Below are 21,033 nucleotides of genomic sequence, written 5' to 3' on the forward strand. Positions count from 1 at the left end.
GACCAAGCGTTTGCCTGGCCATTACCAATGATACTATGTAATTGATGCACCCACTACGAAACCAAGTCCAATCGAAACACTCATAGACAATATACCAACAGCTATATTATTGTTTTTTAACTGTTCCTCCATCGAAAATGTACGTGTTAATAGTTCCACAATAACATATACAGCCATTTGTAAAACAACCCCAACAAGTCCCCAAATGATTGTGTCATAAATATGTGCACTATTATAAATCGCAAAAGCAAGAATTAAACAAATTCCTAGTATTTTTCCAGCTACAGATAAAGCAACTGCAACATTCCCATTTTTAATTTCTTCATAATCTTTATATTTCCGAGTAATATTTTCAAAAATAAATAAACCAATTAGTACGATTACTATCGAAATAAAAAAATACAAAATTGTTGCTATAAACGTGTTCATTTATAAACCTCCTCTTATTTACCAGCTCCTGGTCCACCACCACGGTAAGTGGAGTTTCCGCGTTTAGGTGGGCTAGACGTGGAACCGCCATAATATCCACCTTTGTAACCACCATAACAACCTTCATTTACACAGTCTTGGGATCTTCTTGAACTCCAATTATTCCCAAATAAACTGTCTAGCATTCGTATCGTAAAATATGTACTTAAAAAACTTGGCGAATAATTCCTCTTAACGAATGTTTCACTAGCTACCTCAATTAATAAAACATCACGATCAATTTCACTTTGTTTTAGTGTGATAAAGTAATCAGGATAAATAAACATTTGTGAATCGTCTACAACTTCACTTTCCTCATTTGGTTTCACTTTTTCAGTTAACAATGAACTTAATTCATTTAATTGAAATTGTTTTGTAGCATAAATTTCAGCCATACTATCATCTTCCATTACGACATCTACTTGAGGAAAGTTGGAAGCAATAAGTGCATCTATTTGATTACTAGGACTCTCTTTAAGGTTGTTGATAATATTTTCCTTCGATGGTTCTTCTGGAATATCTTCAGCTGTTATCTCCATATTTTCTTCCATTCCACGGTTCGAACTATCTGGCATAGGGGATGAACATGCTGTAATAAGTAATAAAAACAAAATAAGTCCAATCCGAACTATCCACTTTTTATACAAAAGTAGTCCCCCCTTGACTAAAAGGAAAGGAGCAGAAAAAACTGCTCCATTCTATTATTTCCCAAGCTTTTCTTTTAGTGCCGCTAATTCATCGTCAATATCGTTTGTTTCTAATTCCTTAAATTCATCATCAAGGGAACGACTTTCTCTTGATAAATCTTCACTTGTCTCAGCTTCTGCTTCGTAACGTAATACTTTCTCTTCCATGCGTTCAAATCCTTGTTTAGATTCATCATTTCCTATGGAAGACATAGTACGGTTAATTTTCGTTCTAGTTTTTGCCGATTCTGCACGAGCTTTTAAGGAATCCTTCTTCAGTTTCATTTCATTATATTCTTTTTTCATTTCGTCTAACTTATCACGAAGCATGTCTGCATCCTGTTTTGCACGCTCCCAAGATTCGTTTAAACTTTGAGCAGTTGCTTCATGGTCTTTTTTATCTTGTAATGCCCGACGTGCTAATTCATCATTACCCACTTCAATAGCTTTTACAGCTTGTTCCTGTCTTTTTTCTACCATTGCATTTGCATCATTCGCTTTACGTTTTAACATTTTTTCATTGGCAATTTGTTTGGCAACTGCGGCTTCAACTTCGCGAATGTCCTCTGCCATATCACGCATATATTGATCAAGCATTTTCACTGGATCTTCCGCTTTTTCAAGTACTGAATTCAACTCTGAACTAACAACTGTTTTAACACGTTTGAAAAATTTAAACATCTATTTTTCCTCCTTAATATGATCCTGCTATAATTTTTAATTCATAGGGTTCAATCGAATAACCAAAGCTAACTTCAATCTCGGTCCCCCATGATTCAACACTTAAATAACTTTTCTCTTCCCCATCAACATAGTCCGCATAATGGGTTTCCATTCCTTGAAGGTTAGAACTTCTTCCTTCACCAAGCACCCTTGCTGTTCCTTCTTCCTCTTTATAATATGCTTTATTTTCATATGTTATCTGTTGAGGGTATGGTTTAGATATTGGAACTTGAACTCTTTTATAAATACCTAGTTCTAACTCATCATCCATTTCAGCAGCTAGCCAGATTGTCTGATGTCCACCTTCCTCAAGCAATTGATAGCTTAACCACTCATAGCCACCATCACGGTATGTTAATTTTCCTACCACTTCATAATCTTTTAGATCGTAAGTAATAATATCACCAATTTGTATGTTTAAAGCATTTCTCTCTTTCGGCTCTGCTTTATCGACTTTTTTAGTAGAAAAAAGTCTTGAAAATAATCCCACAAGTTCACCTCAATTCATTTTCATATCTTCTTTAATAAGTAATACGGTACTGTCTTAAAAAGGTTTCAAAATTTTTTCTTCTTTTTATTTTACCATACAGAAAGTGCTGTATGGCAAGTCGAGTGTTGTTTTTTAAATAAAAAAGGAAACCTACTTAAGGCTTCCTTTTTCATTTCATGCTTTTCGGTTATTAAAATGATGAATCCCAATATTATTTTCCAATTCATCTTCTACGACGCCACTTTGATAGCTTTCCATCAGTTGATTCTGTACAGCTTGAATACCATCTTTATCTTCAATAAATACACGTTTTTGATTATTGATCATTTGAGTATCGATGTTATTTTTATTTACTTTTGTCACCACAATCACCTCCGTATGATTAGTATGTCCCAATATTTTGTACTAATGTTGTAACATTCTTTACCAACAATATATTGTAGCGCTTACTTTATGGGTTTATAATGAGAAGTGAAAGGGGAGATCCAAATGGAATATAAAAATATTGTAGTTGCAGTTGATGGTTCAGATGCGGCGGAAAAAGCTTTTAAGAAATCTATCGAGATAGCAATCCGAAATGATGCTCGTCTAATTCTTGCGCATGTCGTAGATTCACGCACTTTTGCTACCGCTGAAACTTATGATCGTTCTTTAGCTGAGCGGGCTGAAGAGTATGCTAAAGATTTATTAAATAATTACGCGAATGACGCTAAAGCTTCAGGAGTTTCTAAAGTAATACAATGTATTGAATATGGTTCCCCGAAAATAAAAATTTCAAAATCAATAGCGAAAAATTATCATGCAGATTTAATTATTTGTGGTGCAACTGGCCTAAATGCTGTTGAACGCTTTATTATTGGTAGTGTATCCGAAAGTATAACTAGACATTCGTCATGTGATGTTTTAGTTGTTCGTTAATTTCTATATCCCTTTTATCAAAACTTAATTATGTTTAAAAAAGGTTTTGTTTAAGTAAACAAAACCTTTTTTAACATTACATATTCGCTAAACGTACTGTATCTCTTGCAATCATTACTTCCTCATTTGTAGGTATAACAATGACTTTTACCGGGGAATGTGGATAGTTTATAAACTGTTCTTTTCCTCTTACATTATTGCGGCTTGGATCCCAATAAACGCCCATGAATTCTAATCCAGTTAGAATCTTTTCACGCATCGTAATACTGTTTTCTCCAACACCTGCTGTGAAGATAATCGCATCAACACCTGACATTTTCGCAGCGTAAGATCCAATATATTTATGAATTCTTCCTGCAAATACATCTAATGCTAGTTGACCACGTTCATTTTCGGCTCCAGCAGCTTCAATATCACGTATATCACTTGAAAAGCCAGATAAAGCAAGTAGTCCACTTCTCTTATTTAAAACATCAACAACTTCTTCTGCAGTTTGACCTGTTTTTTCCATAATGTAAGGAATTAATGCAGGGTCAATATTACCTGAACGAGTTCCCATTGTTACACCAGCAAGTGGTGTGAATCCCATGGAAGTATCTATAGATTTTCCACCTCGTACTGCTGTTATACTAGCCCCATTTCCAATATGACAAGATAATAGGCGCAGATTTTCTAAAGGAACTCCCATCATTTCTGACGCACGATGTGTAACATATTTATGCGATGTACCGTGGAAACCATATTTACGAATGCCATATTTTTCATAATATTCATAAGGTAAGCTATACAAATAGGATGATGGTGGCATTGTTTGATGGAACGCTGTGTCAAATACTGCTACCATAGGTACATTTGGTAAAATATCTTTAAACGCATGAATACCAGTTAAGTTTGCTGGATTATGCAATGGTGCAAGTTCTGAAACCTTCTCGATATTTTCAATCACTTCATCTGTAATTAATACGGAGTCATTAAAATATTCACCACCATGTACAACACGGTGTCCAACTGCATCAATCTCGTCAAATGATTTCATAACTCCTGTAGAAATTAGGGAATCTAATAACATTTTAACCGCTATTCCATGATCGGGAATATCTCCTACTTTTTCTTCTTTATTACCATTTACCTCAATCGAAAAAATAGAATCGTTTAAGCCAATTCTTTCTACTAAGCCGATTGCAGTCACTGATTCCTCTGGCATTTTAATCAATTGAAACTTTAAAGACGAACTCCCAGCATTTACTGCTAATACGTTACTCATTGATGTCACTCCTACTATTCATTTCATTATTTAGTATGATACTTTTTAAACCATACATTCATTTGACCTAAAATATCAGCCATCGCGTTTGCGTTTTTAAATGAAGGTAATTGCACGAGTAAGGGCTGTTTTACTTCTTTCGTATGACTACCTTTCTTTTGTAAAATCAAAATACTTTTTGTGTTGTTTTTTGATTTAAAGGCAGTTTCTGGCAAACGTATAACTCCAATAATATGGGTGTGTTTATGAAGGTATTGATTAAGTTTATCTGACTGATCACTGTCAAACAAGAACTCAGGTATGATAAAAATTAAATATCCAGCTTCCTTTGTGTACATTATACTTTGCTCTATAAATAAGTGATGCGCATATGAATGTCCATTATCGGCTTCCAATTCATATTTGCTTGCTTGTATATCATCAGGATAATATCCTACTGGTAAATCAGAAACAACCAAATCTACTGGATCTAGCAAAAACGGTCGTAAACTATCTTGTTGAAAAAACTCAATTTGCTTCTTTTGCAAATTTGCATTGGATACAGCTAAATGAATTAGTGTCGGATCCACTTCACTAGCATAAGCATCAACTTGTTGTTTCAAATGTTCGAGTACTGTTGTCAACAGGTTGGCTGTCCCACCTGCTGGGTCAAATAAACGAATGTGTTCCTTTTTCTCCATTAACTTATCTGCTAAATACCCAACAATCATAGATACTGTCTCAGGTGTAATTAAATGCTGTTGTTGTGTAGAGTCTTTCATACCTTTTAATATAGCTAGTTGTACGGCTTTTCTAATCTCAATCGTTGAAAAAGTTGAAAGATCTATATCATTTAAAGCATTTTGTAATGTCTTTGTTATATGTTGATCCATATCCTCATGTACTTCTTGGTAGAATAATAAATCCATTGTATCAGCTAAACTATCTAGATATGGTTCATTTAAATATTGTTGAATGGTCAACGCTGTCTGATCTAACCAGCTAAAAAGTTTTTCAACATTCACCTTTTCCATGACAAAATCCTCCAATCGCTTCCTCGACAACTAACTTATTGTAACAATAAAGTACAATTATGTAAAAAGATTTCATAAGTAATAATAATTGCTAAAAATGTTGGGAAGACGAAAAAGGTTTTAACACAAGAATGGCCTCCCAATAAAATTGGGGGCCATCACTAGTTATTTTGCATTTTTAGCAGCTTCAATTGCAGCTTCATAATTTGGGTGATCAGTAACTTCTGGTACATATTCAACATAAGTAACTTGATTATTTGAATCTACAACAAAAATAGCTCTTGCTAGTAAACGATTTTCTTTCATTAGTACACCGTAACTTTCACCAAAAGATGCATCTTTGTGATCTGATAATGTATCTACGTTTTCGATCCCTTCTGCAGCACACCAGCGCGCTTGAGCAAAAGGTAAATCCATACTGATTGTTAGTACTTGTACATTTTCCATCTTAGCTGCTTCTTCATTAAAACGTCTAGTTTCAGCAGCACATACCCCTGTATCTACAGAAGGGACTGCTGTAATTAATTTTACTTTTCCTTCGTAGTTATCCAATGTTACTTCTTTAAGTTCATTAGATAATACAGTGAAATTAGGAGCCTTATCTCCGACTTTCACTTCATTTCCTACTAAAGTAACCGGTTCTTGCGAGAATGTTACATTTGCCATATGATAACCCCTCTCTAATTATTCCTTCAACCTTATTATGAATATAACCCCTACTTGTGTCCAATGAAAAGGTAGTTTATTCATAAAATGTTATTATATATCATAATTTATATTTTCTTCTTTTTTCCCCTTTTTCTCTTCATGCTCTGATTCCTCGGCTGTTTCCGTCCTATATTCACTCTTTGGCTTCTCTTCTTGATGGTGTTTCTTATGATCTTTTTGTTTTGGTAAACTTAATCCAGATTCTTTCAACATCTCTTGAATTTTCTGAAAGACTTGTGGGGCATTATTTAATAATTTCTCATACAGATGTGTTTGTTGATCCAAATGCACCATTTTAATTCCATTTTTACCTAACACTAAAAATGCAATTGGTGTAATCGATACACCACCACCGCTACCGCCACCAAATGGGAGTTGGGAATCCTCGCCACCACCTGAGTTAAATTCACTTCCTCCTGCTGCAAATCCAAACCCTACTTTTGAAACTGGTATAATAATACTTCCATCGGGTGATTCTACTGGATCCCCTACAATTGTATTGGCCTCAACCATATCTTTTAAGTTTTCCATTGCTGTTGTCATTAAACCTTGTATTGGATGCTCTTCCATAAGTAATAACCTCCTAATATTTAGATTTGTATATGCGTGTAAGTTTAATAATTCCTTGTATAGCTTTACCTATTCTAATGGAAACCATGCAATTCAAGTTGGTTTCAAAAAATTCCTGTTGAAACTTTGGAAGAACTTGAATATCGGGATTACACATAAGAATAAGCTTTTCGGCAAAATACCCCATTATAGTTCCTTTAATTGACCAAAGAACTCCACTCATTACTCCTGTAGTGCTGGCCTCTCCCGTCCCTATGTTGGTTGTCCAATTAAGTTGGTGAAGCGTCGTATTATGTAAAATAGATTGTACTACTTCTAATCCTTTTCTAATTGTTTTTAAAATCGAATCTATTTTTGGGTCTTCTAACATAGGCTCAAGATCTTTTGTAATTGGTAATTTATCTAAATCCTCTAGGGGAAAATCTTTATTTATTAATTTAATTTTGGCTAATGATAATGATATATGAAACAGTTGTTCTTTTCTTTCATAGGAATAATGAATCGTAATATAAATTCTTAAAAACCAAATAAGGAAGACGATCAAGAATAAAAGGACTAGCACTATTCCAGCTATAAGCAGCAACATAATACGCACCTCTAATTTTGCCTTTCTTTTTATTTTGCTACTCTTTTCCAATTTTACTCATGATTTTTCATCGTTTAGGACAAGCATATAGAAGCATGATAGTATAGATGTACGGATAAACCTTTTACATACAAACTGGAGGATGAAAAATGACGAAGAGGAATAATATTCATTTTTACTATCATAAATGCGAAGAAATTGTTAATAAACTGGAACCCTTATTTGAATTAGTAAATAAACATGATTTTAATATTGTTGATAACCATGAAGATGCCAATGTGATCATAAGCATCGGAGGTGACGGTGTATTTCTCGAAGCGGTTAGAAAGACTGGTTTCAGACAAGATGCGATTTATGCTGGATTTACCCTTGGTAATTTATCAAGTTTGTATTGTGATTTTAGTTTAGAAAATTTTAATGATTTACTCGAAACGATTTCACGTGAAGGGATGAAGGTTCGGAAATTCCCTGTCATTAAGGTGCAAGTAAATGGTTTGCGTCCTTTTTATTGTTTAAATGAGTTAACGATACGATCCACCATTGTTAAGACGATTGTGCTTGACGTTTTTATTGATGAGCGCCATTTTGAAACGTTTCGTGGGGATGGAATGGTTATAGCAACACCAACTGGTAGCACTGCTTATAACAAATCAAATAAAGGAGCGATCATTGATCCCCTTATTCCGAGTTACCAAGTATCAGAGATATCTTCAATGAATAACAATAACTACCGTACATTAGGCTCTTCATTTGTTTTGGATAAAAGTCGTAAATTAACATTAAAGGAAATTGAGGATGGAAATGATCATCCAATTATAAGTTTTGATAATGAAGCATTTCCAATTCGTAAAATAGATAAAATAGAGATTACGATGGATGATACTGTTGTAAAAACCGTTCGGTTAAAAAATAATTCTTATTGGGATCGGGTAAAAAGAATGTTTCTATAGAGCAAAATCAGGATTACCCTTACATGTCTTTAAAAAATATTAACGGGCTATCCTTAAGTGGATAGCCCTTGCCAGTTATATTCAATTTAAGTTTTATTTACCAGAAAATTGTTGTTGAGCCATAGATACTAAGCGTTTTGTAATTTCTCCACCAACTGATCCGTTAGCACGAGAAGTCGTATCAGCACCTAAGTTTACGCCAAATTCTTGAGCGATCTCAACTTTCATTTGTTCTAGTGCTTGTTCTGCACCAGGTACTAATAATTGGTTTGAATTATTACTATTGTTATTTGCCATGTTTGTTTACCTCCTTTGGTTTTTCAAAGAAGCGGCTACTTATTTAATTTGGCCGCCGAATTGTTGTTGAGCCATTGAAACTAAACGTTTCGTAATCTCTCCACCAACAGAACCGTTAGCACGAGAAGTAGTGTCTGCACCAAGTTGAACCCCAAATTCCTGAGCAATCTCAACTTTCATTTGTTCCAGTGCTTGCTCTGCACCAGGAACTAATAATTGGTTTGAGTTGTTGCTGTTGTTATTTGCCAATTTGTTCACCTCCTTGGTACTTGTAGATTGTGCACAATTCGGTGAAACCATTCATTTTTTTAACAGGCAATTACTGGTAAAAGACCAATGAAAGTAACAAACATCGCACTGTTCTATCTTCAAGCTGTTGTTCAAAAAATCCGGTGAAAATGATAATTACAATAAATCACTAAATGGATTTAAGGAATTATTTTTGTCGGTTATTTTCAATGTTTCTATCCCTTCTAAAGCTTCTTGAATAGAGGGGGTGAAATCATGTGTTGATTCATAATAATTTACTTTATCTCGTTTTGGTTTCGTTTTTGGTGACCTTGGTACAAAAATAGTACAACAATCTTCATATGGTAAGATAGACGTTTCATAAGTACCAATTTCATGAGAAATATTAATTACTTCTTGCTTATCCATTGTAACAAGAGGTCTAATAATAGGATAATTGGTTACTTCATTAATCGTGTGCATACTATCCATCGTTTGACTAGCGACTTGACCAAGATTCTCACCAGTTGCAAGAGAAAGAATTCCTTCTTTCTTACAAACTTCCTCACTAATTCTAAACATCATTCTCCGCATAATTGTCATAGCATATGCATCTGGCATTTCTCTAAATATTTCTTGCTGCAACTTTGTAAAAGGTACAATGTGAACTTTTATTGATTTACCAAATTTGGTAAGCTGCTTTGCTAAATCAAGAACTTTTTCTTTTGCACGTTCACTAGTATATGGAGGAGAATGAAAGTGGATAGCTTCAATTTCCACTCCACGCTTCATTGCAAGAAAGCCTGCAACTGGGCTGTCTATACCACCAGACAATAATAATAACGATTTGCCAGAAGTACCTACAGGGAGTCCACCGAGGCCAGGTATGACGCTAGAAGTAATGTAAGTAGCTTCATTACGAATTTCTACTTTCACCTCTACATCCGGATTATGCACATCAACAGTAATTCCTTCTGTATTCGATAATAAATGTCCACCCAATAATTGATTCATTTCTTGTGAACGTACAGGAAAATCTTTATTAATACGTTTAACAGTAACCTTAAAGGTGTTTACGTTTTTTGCTTGTTTCAAGGCATAAAGCGCAGCTTCTTTTACCTTCTCTACCTCATTATCAACCTTAATAGCTAAACTTAAACTTTGAATTCCAAATATTTTTTTGCATTTTTCCATAATTGGCTCTGGATCGTTACCATTTAAAATAACAAACATTCTACCCTGTGTACGTTTCACTTTTACATTTGGAAATTCCTTCACTTTTTGCTGTACATTTTGTTGTAATTGAGTAATAAATTGCTTAATGTTTTTACCTTTTAAGGCCATTTCTCCATAACGAATTAATATATGATCAAATTCCATTGTTATCTACTCCAGTGCTTGTTTAAATTCATTTATTGCCCTTTTTAATTCAGTAATAAATGTTTTGATTTCTTCCATTGTATTATCGTAGGAAAGGCTGATTCTTAATGCAGAAGTCGACCTATCCGCCTTAAAACCACATGCAACTAGAACTTTACTTTCATCTTTTGATTTGGATGAACATGCGGATTTAGTAGAGATAAATATATCTTGTTTCCCTAACATATGAATGATAACTTCTGGTTTAACTCCAGGAACAGAAATATTCACAATATGTGGTGCTGCATTTTTCGGAGTATTGACCGTTACACCGTCTATTTTTTTAACCTCCTGGATAATGTACTGTTGCAATTGATACATTTTTGAGCCTTCGTTTTTTTCTTTTTCTTTAATTAAACGTAAAGCTTTCACCATTGCTACTATACCGGCTAGGTTTTCGGTACCAGAACGTATATTTAATTCTTGGCCCCCTCCATGGAAGAGCGGAAATAGTTTCGTCCTTCTATTAACGTATAACAATCCCGTTCCTTTTAAACCGTGAATTTTATGTCCGGAATACGTACATAAATCAATACCGTGTTTTTTAAGATTTAAAGAAACTTTTCCTAATCCTTGTACATCATCCACATGAAAAAAGAGTTTCGGATAATGTTTTGCAATTTCTCCTATTTCCTTAATTGGTTGTATGGATCCTATCTCATTATTAACATGCATAATACTGATTAAAATAGTGTCTTCCCGAATAGCATTTTTTAAATCCTTTAAAGAAATAATGCCTTGTTCGTCAACTGGTAAATAAGTAATTTCAAAACCTAATTTTTTCAAACCTTCACATGCTTCATAAATAGAAGGATGTTCGATTTCCGATGTAATAATATGTTTCCCGCGATTTTGATGCTCAAGAGCTATCCCTTTTATCGCTATATTATTACCTTCCGTACCACCTGATGTAAAAATGATTTCTTCCTTTTCAACGTGTAATAAATCAGCAGCTTGTGTTTTAGCAGTAATAAGTAATTTTTCAGCTAAACCTCCAAACTGATGGATGGAGGATGGGTTACTATAATATTGTGTAGAGACTTGATTAAAGCTTTCTAAAACAGATGGATCTGGTCTAGTTGTCGCACTGTTATCTAAGTAAATCATTGTAAAACTCCTTATATCAAAAATAAAAAATTAAGAGCTTATCGATAAGTTGGTTAGTAAAAATCCCTATACTTATCGTAAGCCCTTAGTTTTAAATAGAAATCACAGCTTGCGTTTCTTCGATTTTTTTGAGTGCACCAGGCTCAATTTCTTCTATAGCCTTTGCAGCAGTCTCTAAAGCTAATTCATATTCATAAGATCTAAATAGTCGCTCCGATTCAGCTAATTTAGCAGCTAATAATGGATACTTGCTACGATACCTATTCGCATACTGAATGACCTGTTCTGTTAAATATGCTTGATCAAGCATTAGGTCTGTATCATCTATTGTTTGATCTAATGAAACTTTAGCTTCTGATAACGCTTCTTGAACCGCTGACATATCTAGTGGTGTCTTCTCTAACGCTACTATAACTTGATTATTCTTATTCGCTGTATTCTCAATACGATTCCAAATATACGTAGGGACTCCAGGGATATTGCTCTTTTTTAGTTTTCTATTTAGATTGTATAGCTGAGCTCGCATTTCTGCAAGTGTATCCCTAGCTTCCATCTCATCTTTACGCAGGTTTTTAATACTTTCTTTAAATTCCTCAAGATTTTCTTCTAGTTCCTCAAGTTTTAGAAATCCATCTTCCAACCTTTCACGTAATTCGGAATGACCAATTTCTTCTTTATCCATATTCAAGGCCAATTGTTCTAACTGATCTTCCATAGAAGAAATCAATTTCCCAAGGTTTAAATATTTTTCCATATCCGCGTCTTCAAAGTAATAAGCTTGCTTTAATTCTTCTACTTCATCTTGTGTAATTTGGAATTTTTTTCTAACATTTTCAAAAGCTTGCTTAAAACTTGGAATTTTTGAGTCGGTGAAGCTCTTAGCTATTGCTTCTTTTTCTAATAATTGGTACATTTCGTTAATTCTTTCCTCGATATCGGCTAAAAATTGTTCAGCTCCTTCAGTCTCCCCTTTTTCGAGTTTCTGAACTAGATCCCTTAGCTTCCCATGATATGTATGAATTTCTTTTTCCAATCCTAAATGCTCAACTCGATACCCATCTTCTCTCATTTCTTTAATGCCAGCCAATAGGTTATCTAGTTGTGAAGGGATATCATTTTTGCATTTTTTGAAGGTTATAGGAAAATGATCAATTACCTTTTCTAGTTCTTCTTTTTCCAGTTTCATTTTTAGAACAAGTTCTTTTGCTTCAAAATAATTACCTTCATCTACTAGTTCATAATACTTTTTGAAGGAGTCTTCAAGCTTATCAATTTCATTGTCAAAAAATAACTCTGCTTTTCCATATTGATATCGATTTTTTGAGAGAATTCTTCTTAATCCCTTTATACTAGGTTCAAGCTCTTCTATTTCTTTTCTACTTACTTCTTCAGACTTTAAAAGCTCTTCTAAACCATTTAATATCTCATCAATTTCTTTTTCGATGGACTGTAGATTATCTTCTGTCGTTAGTAGTACTCTTTTCGCTTTCGGTATAAAAAATCGATCTGCAGCTTCTTCAGCATCCATTAAATATTCTTCAATATCAGCTAATTCTTTTGTAACGATATTTTCCCATCGTTCTTTCCATTCCTCAAAACGTTCTAACGTTTCACCAGAAAGATTTAAACTTTTTATACGACTTAATTGTCCAGCAACTTCCCTCTCCATAATGTCCAGTTTCCATGTTTCCAACCGGTCAACTGTGTCGTAAATTCTTTTTCTTAAAATCAATCCTATAATTAACAATACGATAACAACTAGTAATAAACTGATGAATAATGCCATAAAAAGCCTCCCAACCAATTCCAACAAAGAGGATACTTTATAAGAAAAATGTGGTTCATCGAGATTAGATATATCAACCCAAAAGCCTGATAGTATTAATTTCGATGGAACAAACATATTATGTTATTTAATCCACATGAATGAAAATTTGAAAATTATATATCTATGATATCATGGAATTGATATTTTTGGCTAAAATTATACAAATAAATTCATCTTTCGTCACGTTTTTTTAATTTACTGCTTTTCTTTTTATATCTTCACTGCTCATTACAATGAAATCTAGCCAATCTTTTATCACTCTTACATACTTTTTAACAAATAGTTGACGTGAATAATCACCCACTACTTGGTTTTTCCAATCATTGTGTAAAATATATGGTGTAATAAGCATCCCTTTTAATTGCATAAATAAGTACTGTTTATAGTCGCTTTTTAAACGTTTACCTAATAAGTCGAAAAAGGTCTTCTTTAAATAAAAATTTTCTTTTGCTAGATAGGTAACTGTCATTTCACGAACAAACACGGAATCTAGTGACAGTTCCCTTTGTATAAAGCATGTTAATTGAAAGTTATTTTGTTTATATTGTATAATTGTTGAAATTAATGAATGTAATTTATCCATGGGAGTCAATAAATTAGTTTCATTTAACGTTTTTTCAATAGAAGATAAATAATCTTCATAATAATTTGTTACGGCGTATTCTAAAAGGCCTTGCTTACTATTAAAATAATAGCTAATAGATGACACGTTAACGGAAGCTCTTTCTGCTATATCGCGAACCGATGTGCCATGAAAGCCTTTTTGGAAAAACAAAGTAGACGCAGCTTTAATTACTTTTTGTTTTGAAGGATTCTGTTTCATCTCGACTCAACTCCTTAATAGTTGAATACGACATTTTATCAATATATCCTTCATTTTTCACTCGACAAATACCGCCTGCGTTGTCGAAGTTTAGCATGATAAAAAGGGAGAGAGCTTATGTTTCAATCAAGCCTTTATTCGGGAGATAGAACGAAAGACTATGAATTAACTATCAAGCAATTAGAAGCTTTAATAAAAGATGAACCAGATCATATTGCAAATTTATCCAATGCATCAGCATTATTAAAACAGTTTTTGACAGATATTAATTGGGTAGGATTTTACATATGGAAAGAAAGCGAGTTAGTTCTCGGGCCATTCCAGGGACTTCCTGCATGTGTAAGAATAGGGTTTGGAAAAGGTGTTTGTGGTACAGCAGTAAAAGAAAGAAAAACTCAAAGAGTAGCAGATGTACTAGCCTTTCCTGGACACATTGCATGTGATAGCGCAAGTAGATCAGAAATCGTTATACCCATTATAAAAGATGGTCAAGTTTTCGGGGTTTTAGACATTGACAGCCCAAATGAGAACCGTTTTGATGAGACAGATCAAACGTATTTAGAAAGATTTGTTAACGTATTGGAAAGGTATTTATAGAGAAGCAGGGACCTTCATCCCCCCCACAGATGGTTAGTCTTCCTCCCGTTTAGATGGGATAAAATAAAAACATTATTCTAAGTTTCCTGTAAAAAAATTTGACATCCATATTTTAAAATATTATCTCATGTTTGACACTAAAAATCGCCAAAAACACTGCTAAATCAATGTTTATGGCGATTTTTTTAAGGCATAAAACTGCGTACTATTTTTCCCTTTTGGTTTGTTTAAAAATTTTTTTCATATTTTTTTGAGTAACTATTTCGTAGTCAGTTCTAAAGCCAAATGCATCATGTAATGCATCCGTAATTTCTGTTCGAGTATATACAGGTATGTATCCTTCTCCATCCAATTCTAGCATGTTCATATTTCTTAACGTACTAATTAATTCAGGACATGTAAATCTTTCATCCAACTTTTTTTCTAGAATGCGATAGATCAATAAGGACAAAAAGCATGTTAGAAAATGTGCCTTTATTCGGGTTTCTCTTTGCAAGTAAACTGGTCGAGCCTGGAATTCACTTTTTAGTATTCGGAATGTCTCCTCAATCTCCCATCGCCCATGATTTATCTTAATTATTTCCTCAATAGTTGATTCTAGATTGGTACATACGGCATAAAATCCATCATACATGGATTCGTTATCAATCTGTTTCTGATTCAGAGTTGCTTGCGTCTTATCCGCAATTTCACCATTGTCTGTTACATGTGTCGCTTTAATGAATCTCTTTGGGTCATTCTGATTATGTTTATTCAACGAGCTTGGATTTTCCATCTTTTTCTTCGCTCGTTCAACTTGTTTAGCTCGAATGGATGATTGATAACGCTGATAAACAGGGGAGTAGGTGACAATTAACTTTTGTTCTAGATCATTTTCCTTGATCCAACGCTCTTTGTAGTACGTTCTCTGGTCATTTTCGAGATTGCGAATGTCATTCAAATTTATCTTTTTATTACTTCCTGGTATTCGCCACCCTTCAGGATCCAGAGACCATTCCTTCAAAAATTTCTTCAGTTTTTTGATAGACTGCGTAGTTACAAAGGCGCGTTTTCCTCGAGTATTATATATCCGATTCTTATTTGAAGATAGACCGGCATCTGTACATACAACAAATTTTGAAAGGTTAAAGTCCTTTAAAATACGACGTTCCAACGGTTTCAAGGTTGTTTGTTCATTTCTATTTCCAGGTGTCATACTAAAAGCAAGTGGAAGGCCTGACCCATCCATGAACAGTCCCATTTGAACAATTGGGTTGGGGCGATTTTCTTTAGAAACTCCATATTGTTTTAAACCGTCTTCTTCTTCGATTTCAAAGAAAAAGTTTGTGCAGTCATAATATAGAATCTGTGTGTTTCTATCCACTACATTTAGACTGTTTTTATACACCATTTCCTCTATGTAATCTGATTGCTCGGCGAGGACACCAAGTGCCCGATAAATTTGATGTGACTGAAAATGTGCAGGTTCAAGTAAGTCTTTCGAATGTTCAAACGTTCCTTTTTTAGAGGTCGGATGTAGAATCCGTAAATAAAGAAGGCGCGAAAGTATTTCATTCAGATCATATTTGAATTCATACTCCTGAGATATCTTCTGGCAAATTTTATCCAGTTTTAACCCATGGTAAATAGATTGTAAAAAGAGGTAACCAGCATTAAATAGCGTCTGTTTATTCAATGGTATTTGCTTGGCAGGACTGTATTTGGTGACGATTTTATAGTTTCGTTCCTTTTCTTCCAGTGTTAACTTTTTAGCGTATTCTTTTGCCCAGGTATAGGGATCCACACCAGGATGCTTTTCTAAAATTTCTTTGTCATTTCCCAAGGCTTCAACAACTTTGGTTGTCCTTTTATTGCCCCGATAAATATCTTTAATTACAAAATAAGACTTGGAATTTTTAGAACGACTCACTTTAATACGCATAAAATTACCCCCAAAGCAGCTAATGTTACCTTAATTATAGTATATTACGAAATGTTACGCAATAAAATTATGAAAAATTTGACAAAAAAATAAAGCCGTACCAAGGCTTTTGCGCGTTTTTTTTATTTTAGGGTGTCAAACTCCCGAGTTTCCTGTAAAAAAATTTGACATCCATATTTTAAAATATTATACTAGTCTTTGTGTAAAATAATAGGTAGCCTAAGTGAACCGACGCTTGCACCCATTTCGTTCCTTGTAAATCTAAGCAAGGTGTATCGTGTAACTCTCTGCTGCCAGAGCGATGGTACATGAAAACGGAATGGACAACGTAAGGAACACGCTCTTTTTATTTTATGCAAATAAAATAAATAAAAGGAGGACATTCTATATGTCTCGTTATACTGGACCGGTATGGAAAAAATCCCGTCGTCTTGGAATATCATTAACTGGAACTGGTAAGGAATTAGATAAACGCCCTTACGCTCCTGGTCAACATGGACCAAACCAACGTAAAAAATTATCTGAATACGGATTACAAATGCAAGAGAAGCAAAAATTACGCTTCATGTATGGATTAAACGAACGTCAATTCCGTAACCTATTCACTAAAGCTGGTAAAATGAAAGGTATCCACGGTGAAAACTTCTTGATTTTACTTGAATCTCGCCTTGATAACTTAGTTTACCGTTTAGGTTTAGCTCGTACGCGTAGACAAGCTCGTCAGCTAGTAAACCATGGTCATGTTATGGTTGATGGAAAACGTTTAGACATTCCATCTTATAGTGTGAAACCTGGTCAAACCATTAGTTTACGTGAAAAATCTCAAAAACTAGATATCGTTAAAGAAGCTTTAGAAGTTAATACATTCGTTCCTGAATACTTAACTTTCGATGCGGATAAATTAGTAGGAACTTTCTCTCGTTATCCTGAACGTTCCGAACTACCAGCTGAAATTAACGAATCGCTTATCGTTGAATTCTACTCTCGTTAATAGTGGTACGTTTTATTTAACAGTTTTCAAAGCCCTAGAAACCTTGTTTATCAAGTGTTCTAGGGCTTTTCTGTGTTTTATATTTTCTAAAGAAATCTTATTAAACGGGAGTTAAACCAACTCAACGTGAAAAATCGACTTTACGTCTACATTTCCCCCATAGATAGTCCAATTTTTAGAAAGAAGGTTTTCTAATTGATTGCGTTCCTCTGTGTTGAGATATAATCCTCGAATACCTCTTTCTGTTGTTTGATAATCTATCTCTTCAATCCTATTAAATTTTAATTTTAATAAGTTTTTTAATCCATTAAAGGTAACGAATTTCACTTGATACCCATCTTCAATAATGGATTGAAAAGCGGTAGGATTGTGGTCTCTTAAGTTTATTAAATTACGAAAGTCAAAAGAGTCATGCAGACGATTCCAAACCTCGATGTCCTTTTGTTCTACTAATTCTCGATTCGTGACACCCTTACTTCTTAATGTTTCTATCATATATGCATCCATTAAAGATATCTTTTGTAGTTCCATACACTCTCTCCTTTTACTGGCGGGCGAACTCTTCTTGTTTGTTTTCAATTGGATAGAAGCAAGACACAAAATGACCCGCATCATTACCTTCATCTAAGGTAGGTACATTTCCTTTACAAAATTCTGTAGCAAATGGGCATCTTGTGTGAAATACGCACCCACTTGGCGGATTGGATGGGGATGGTAGTTCCCCTTTTAATACAATACGTTCCCGTTTCTTTTCCTTCATTGGATACGGTAAAGGTATAGCAGAAAGCAGTGCATTTGTATATGGGTGACGGGCATTCTTATACAATGATTCACTATCAGACATCTCCATCATCTTACCTAAATACATGACACCTACCCTATCAGATATATGCCTAATCACTGATAGATCATGTGCAATAAATAGATAGGTTAAACCTAATTCTTCTTGTAGATCCTCCAACAAATTAATTACTTGCGCCTGCACCGATACATCTAACGCACTTACTGGTTCATCTAAAATAATTAATTTTGGATTAAGTGCAAGGGCACGCGCAATTCCAATCCTTTGACGTTGTCCTCCAGAAAATTGATGTGGTAACTTTTTATAATCATCTGCTTTTAACCCTACTAACTCCATTAATTCTAGTACACGTTTTCTTAAATTATTTGATTGGTTATACGCTTTTAATGGTGCGGCAATTATATCTCCCGCCCTCATTCTTGGATTAAGGCTTGTATAAGGATCCTGATAGACCATTTGTACATCTCGCCTAAGTTGGTGTAATTCTTTTGAATTGTATTGTAAAATGCTTTCTCCTTCGAATAAAATATCCCCGGAAGTTGGTTTTAATAAGCCAACAATGGTACGTGCAAGGGTACTTTTCCCACATCCGGATTCACCAACAATCCCTAAGGTTTCTCCTTTATTTAAGGTAAAGTTTACACCATTCACCGCTTTAACATAGTTTGTCGTTCTTTGAAATACTCCTTGTTTTATTGGAAAATGCATTTTCAAATCCCGTATTTCCAATAAAGGTTCAGACATGTTTTAAATCCCCTTCCTGTTCTACATTTTCCATAAGTCTCTTCGCTTCTTTAAACTCCACTTCGGATAAAAGACAAGCTACAAAATGATTAGAAGATCTTTTCGTTAATTCAGGATCAATCAACTTACATTGTTCCGTAGCAAAAGGACATCGTGGATGAAAATTACACCCACTTGGTGGATGAATTAAATTTGGGGGTTGCCCCTCTATATTAAGTAAACGTTCACGAGATTCAGAATCGATACGTGGAAGGGACCTAAGCAACGACCATGTATAAGGCATAGAAGTATGAAAGAAGATATCTTCCACATTCCCCTTTTCTACAATTCTTCCTGAGTACATAACAAGAACTTTCTCTGCCATTTGAGCAATAACGCCCAAATCATGAGAGATAATAATAATAGCCATCCCATATTTTTCTTGAATATTTTTCATAAGTTCTAGTATTTGTGCTTGTATCGTAACATCAAGTGCTGTGGTCGGTTCATCCGCAATCAAAATTTTCGGATTGCATGCGAGTGCAATAGCGATAAGGACACGCTGACGCATTCCACCTGAAAATTGATGTGGGTATGCATTCATTCTTTTTTCTGGATCTGGAATACCTACATCTTTTAGTAATTCAATTGCTCTCTGTTTTGCTTTACTTTTTGGCATGTGATGGTGCGTTAATATCGCTTCCATCAATTGATCTCCTATTTTAAAAACAGGATTTAAACTTGACATAGGATCCTGAAAAATCATCGCTATATCGTTACCTCGTATTTTCCGAAGTTCCTTTTCTTGTAATTGGAGCAAATTCTTTCCTTCAAATAGAATTTCACCTTGCGGGTAGAAGGTTGGCGGCTTAGGATTAAGTTGCATGATAGAATGAGCTAGAACACTTTTCCCACTTCCAGATTCACCTACTATACCGACCGTTTCACCTGGTTTAATAGTAAAGGTCACTCCATCAACTGCCTTTACCAACCCATCTGGTGTATCAATATGAGCTTTCAAATTCTTTACTTCTAGCACCGTCTATCCCTCCTACTATTATCATGAAGCATATTGTTTTCTCTGTTTGAACATTTGTTTTTTTACTTTCTTCTTCCCTTTTGCATAAGGGTCAAAAGCATCTCTAAGCCCATCTCCTAATACATTTAACGCTAGGACAGTAACAACAATAAAAATACCAGGAAAAATGGAGAACCAAGGCGCTGTTGTAATATAAATCTGTGCTTCTTGTAACATATTTCCCCATGTTGGTATGGATGGTTCAACTCCAACCCCTAGGAAACTTAGTGCCGCTTCTGCTAGTATAGATCTTGCAAAAATAAACGTTCCTTGCACAATGATAGGAGACATGACATTAGGAAGAATGTATCGCGATAAAATTACAGTATCCTTAATTCCTGATGTTTTGGCAGCTTCAACATATTGAATATTTTTTACTTGAAGAACACTTGAGCGTACAACTCGTGTCATAACAGGCCAAAAGGAAAAGGTCAGCGCGATAATAATATTAGTTACACTTCCACCTAAAGCAGCAACCAAAGCAAGTGCCAATAATAAAGAAGGAAAAGCCAGCATCCCATCAATAATCCGCATAATAATAGAATCTAACTTTTTATAGTATCCTGCAATAAGACCCGTTATTGTTCCCATTATCGTAGAAAGCGCGGCAACCGTAAAACCGACTAATAGTGAAACCCTTGCAGCTATAATCGTTTGACCGAATATATCCCGGCCAAAGTGGTCTGTACCAAACCAATACTCTGCGGATGGTGCCATCAATCGCAGACTTGAATCCATAAAGCTTGGAGATACAGGAAGCCACCATGTAGCTGTCATGGTTGCTAAAAACAATAAAATTAAAAAGACGAAAGGAATGAGATTACGTTTTCTTCTTAACATGAA

General features: G+C 34.6%; 25 protein-coding genes. 4 read left to right on the forward strand and 21 right to left on the reverse strand.

The genetic code is table 11. The features are described 5' to 3' along the window. Positions 1 to 33: 33 nt before the first annotated feature. From MHI02_RS13195 to MHI02_RS13215, 5 genes are all read right to left on the reverse strand, one after another. The gene (locus tag MHI02_RS13195) at positions 34 to 429 is read right to left on the reverse strand and encodes a DUF350 domain-containing protein (protein WP_047185402.1); all 396 of its coding nucleotides are present in this window, start codon (positions 427 to 429) and stop codon (positions 34 to 36) included. A gap of 14 nt (positions 430 to 443) precedes the next feature. Then, positions 444 to 1,115, reverse strand: coding sequence for a DUF4247 domain-containing protein (locus tag MHI02_RS13200; protein WP_341165966.1), 672 nt, complete (start codon positions 1,113 to 1,115; stop codon positions 444 to 446). Positions 1,116 to 1,169: 54 nt separating this feature from the next. Beyond that, positions 1,170 to 1,835: a PspA/IM30 family protein gene (locus MHI02_RS13205; RefSeq protein ID WP_047185404.1), complete on the reverse strand. Its 666-nt coding sequence runs from the start codon at positions 1,833 to 1,835 to the stop codon at positions 1,170 to 1,172. A 13-nt stretch (positions 1,836 to 1,848) separates the two neighbouring features. After that, positions 1,849 to 2,367, reverse strand: a complete 519-nt coding sequence (locus MHI02_RS13210; protein WP_047185405.1) for a DUF4178 domain-containing protein — start codon at positions 2,365 to 2,367, stop codon at positions 1,849 to 1,851. A gap of 174 nt (positions 2,368 to 2,541) precedes the next feature. After that, complete coding sequence (locus MHI02_RS13215; protein WP_047185406.1) at positions 2,542 to 2,730, reverse strand: hypothetical protein; 189 nt, start codon at positions 2,728 to 2,730, stop codon at positions 2,542 to 2,544. Positions 2,731 to 2,856: 126 nt separating this feature from the next. Here MHI02_RS13215 and MHI02_RS13220 point away from each other — a divergent pair, with 126 nt between their 5' ends. After that, positions 2,857 to 3,285: a universal stress protein gene (locus MHI02_RS13220; RefSeq protein WP_341165967.1), complete on the forward strand. Its 429-nt coding sequence runs from the start codon at positions 2,857 to 2,859 to the stop codon at positions 3,283 to 3,285. A 76-nt stretch (positions 3,286 to 3,361) separates the two neighbouring features. Here the strand turns inward: MHI02_RS13220 and MHI02_RS13225 are convergent, their stop codons facing one another. The 5 genes from MHI02_RS13225 to MHI02_RS13245 all read right to left on the reverse strand — a co-directional run bounded on the left by MHI02_RS13225 (position 3,362) and on the right by MHI02_RS13245 (position 7,426). Next, positions 3,362 to 4,549 carry an acetate kinase gene (locus MHI02_RS13225; RefSeq protein WP_047185407.1) on the reverse strand — a complete coding sequence of 396 codons (1,188 nt, stop codon included), beginning with the start codon at positions 4,547 to 4,549 and terminating at the stop codon, positions 3,362 to 3,364. 26 nt (positions 4,550 to 4,575) lie between these two features. Further along, positions 4,576 to 5,562, reverse strand: a complete 987-nt coding sequence (locus MHI02_RS13230; RefSeq protein ID WP_341165968.1) for a class I SAM-dependent methyltransferase — start codon at positions 5,560 to 5,562, stop codon at positions 4,576 to 4,578. A 165-nt stretch (positions 5,563 to 5,727) separates the two neighbouring features. Next, positions 5,728 to 6,228, reverse strand: a complete 501-nt coding sequence (gene tpx / locus MHI02_RS13235; protein WP_047185409.1) for a thiol peroxidase — start codon at positions 6,226 to 6,228, stop codon at positions 5,728 to 5,730. 93 nt (positions 6,229 to 6,321) lie between these two features. Beyond that, positions 6,322 to 6,840: a GerW family sporulation protein gene (gene ytfJ, locus MHI02_RS13240; RefSeq protein ID WP_047185410.1), complete on the reverse strand. Its 519-nt coding sequence runs from the start codon at positions 6,838 to 6,840 to the stop codon at positions 6,322 to 6,324. 13 nt (positions 6,841 to 6,853) lie between these two features. Further along, positions 6,854 to 7,426: a DUF2953 domain-containing protein gene (locus MHI02_RS13245; RefSeq protein WP_341165969.1), complete on the reverse strand. Its 573-nt coding sequence runs from the start codon at positions 7,424 to 7,426 to the stop codon at positions 6,854 to 6,856. Between the two features lie 149 nt (positions 7,427 to 7,575). Here MHI02_RS13245 and MHI02_RS13250 point away from each other — a divergent pair, with 149 nt between their 5' ends. Continuing rightward, positions 7,576 to 8,376, forward strand: coding sequence for an NAD kinase (locus tag MHI02_RS13250; protein ID WP_047185412.1), 801 nt, complete (start codon positions 7,576 to 7,578; stop codon positions 8,374 to 8,376). A 93-nt stretch (positions 8,377 to 8,469) separates the two neighbouring features. Here the strand turns inward: MHI02_RS13250 and MHI02_RS13255 are convergent, their stop codons facing one another. The 6 genes from MHI02_RS13255 to refZ form a co-directional block, all read right to left on the reverse strand. Next, positions 8,470 to 8,673: an alpha/beta-type small acid-soluble spore protein gene (locus MHI02_RS13255; RefSeq protein WP_047185413.1), complete on the reverse strand. Its 204-nt coding sequence runs from the start codon at positions 8,671 to 8,673 to the stop codon at positions 8,470 to 8,472. A 39-nt stretch (positions 8,674 to 8,712) separates the two neighbouring features. Then, positions 8,713 to 8,922 carry an alpha/beta-type small acid-soluble spore protein gene (locus MHI02_RS13260; protein ID WP_047185414.1) on the reverse strand — a complete coding sequence of 70 codons (210 nt, stop codon included), beginning with the start codon at positions 8,920 to 8,922 and terminating at the stop codon, positions 8,713 to 8,715. Between the two features lie 156 nt (positions 8,923 to 9,078). Further along, positions 9,079 to 10,281: a tRNA uracil 4-sulfurtransferase ThiI gene (gene thiI, locus MHI02_RS13265; RefSeq protein ID WP_047185415.1), complete on the reverse strand. Its 1,203-nt coding sequence runs from the start codon at positions 10,279 to 10,281 to the stop codon at positions 9,079 to 9,081. A 6-nt stretch (positions 10,282 to 10,287) separates the two neighbouring features. Next, the gene (locus tag MHI02_RS13270; protein ID WP_341165970.1) at positions 10,288 to 11,427 is read right to left on the reverse strand and encodes a cysteine desulfurase family protein; all 1,140 of its coding nucleotides are present in this window, start codon (positions 11,425 to 11,427) and stop codon (positions 10,288 to 10,290) included. Between the two features lie 91 nt (positions 11,428 to 11,518). After that, the gene (ezrA, locus tag MHI02_RS13275; RefSeq protein ID WP_047185417.1) at positions 11,519 to 13,213 is read right to left on the reverse strand and encodes a septation ring formation regulator EzrA; all 1,695 of its coding nucleotides are present in this window, start codon (positions 13,211 to 13,213) and stop codon (positions 11,519 to 11,521) included. Positions 13,214 to 13,445: 232 nt separating this feature from the next. Then, positions 13,446 to 14,078, reverse strand: coding sequence for a forespore capture DNA-binding protein RefZ (gene refZ / locus MHI02_RS13280; RefSeq protein WP_047185418.1), 633 nt, complete (start codon positions 14,076 to 14,078; stop codon positions 13,446 to 13,448). A 117-nt stretch (positions 14,079 to 14,195) separates the two neighbouring features. Between refZ and MHI02_RS13285 the strand changes: the two genes are divergently transcribed. Next, positions 14,196 to 14,675 carry a GAF domain-containing protein gene (locus MHI02_RS13285; protein ID WP_047185419.1) on the forward strand — a complete coding sequence of 160 codons (480 nt, stop codon included), beginning with the start codon at positions 14,196 to 14,198 and terminating at the stop codon, positions 14,673 to 14,675. A 205-nt stretch (positions 14,676 to 14,880) separates the two neighbouring features. Here MHI02_RS13285 and MHI02_RS13290 read toward each other — a convergent pair whose 3' ends face one another. Then, entirely contained in the window at positions 14,881 to 16,596 is a 1,716-nt protein-coding gene (locus MHI02_RS13290) for an IS1634 family transposase (RefSeq protein WP_047184088.1), read from the reverse strand. Positions 16,597 to 16,984: 388 nt separating this feature from the next. Here MHI02_RS13290 and rpsD point away from each other — a divergent pair, with 388 nt between their 5' ends. Next, positions 16,985 to 17,587, forward strand: a complete 603-nt coding sequence (gene rpsD, locus MHI02_RS13295; protein WP_047185420.1) for a 30S ribosomal protein S4 — start codon at positions 16,985 to 16,987, stop codon at positions 17,585 to 17,587. 111 nt (positions 17,588 to 17,698) lie between these two features. Here the strand turns inward: rpsD and MHI02_RS13300 are convergent, their stop codons facing one another. From MHI02_RS13300 to MHI02_RS13315, 4 genes are read right to left on the reverse strand one after another with little or no spacing between them, the layout of a single operon-like run. Further along, positions 17,699 to 18,118, reverse strand: coding sequence for a hypothetical protein (locus tag MHI02_RS13300; RefSeq protein WP_052771723.1), 420 nt, complete (start codon positions 18,116 to 18,118; stop codon positions 17,699 to 17,701). 13 nt (positions 18,119 to 18,131) lie between these two features. Beyond that, positions 18,132 to 19,133: an ABC transporter ATP-binding protein gene (locus MHI02_RS13305; RefSeq protein ID WP_047185421.1), complete on the reverse strand. Its 1,002-nt coding sequence runs from the start codon at positions 19,131 to 19,133 to the stop codon at positions 18,132 to 18,134. Then, entirely contained in the window at positions 19,126 to 20,151 is a 1,026-nt protein-coding gene (locus MHI02_RS13310; RefSeq protein ID WP_341165971.1) for an ABC transporter ATP-binding protein, read from the reverse strand. The genes MHI02_RS13305 and MHI02_RS13310 overlap by 8 nt, the downstream gene beginning before the upstream one ends. A 21-nt stretch (positions 20,152 to 20,172) precedes the next feature. Further along, on the reverse strand, positions 20,173 to 21,030 hold the full coding sequence (locus MHI02_RS13315) for an ABC transporter permease (protein WP_341165972.1): 858 nt from the start codon (positions 21,028 to 21,030) through the stop codon (positions 20,173 to 20,175). Positions 21,031 to 21,033 lie beyond the last annotated feature (3 nt).

Source organism: Oceanobacillus sp. FSL K6-0118, from assembly GCF_038006665.1.
Lineage (GTDB): Bacteria > Bacillota > Bacilli > Bacillales > Amphibacillaceae > Oceanobacillus > Oceanobacillus caeni.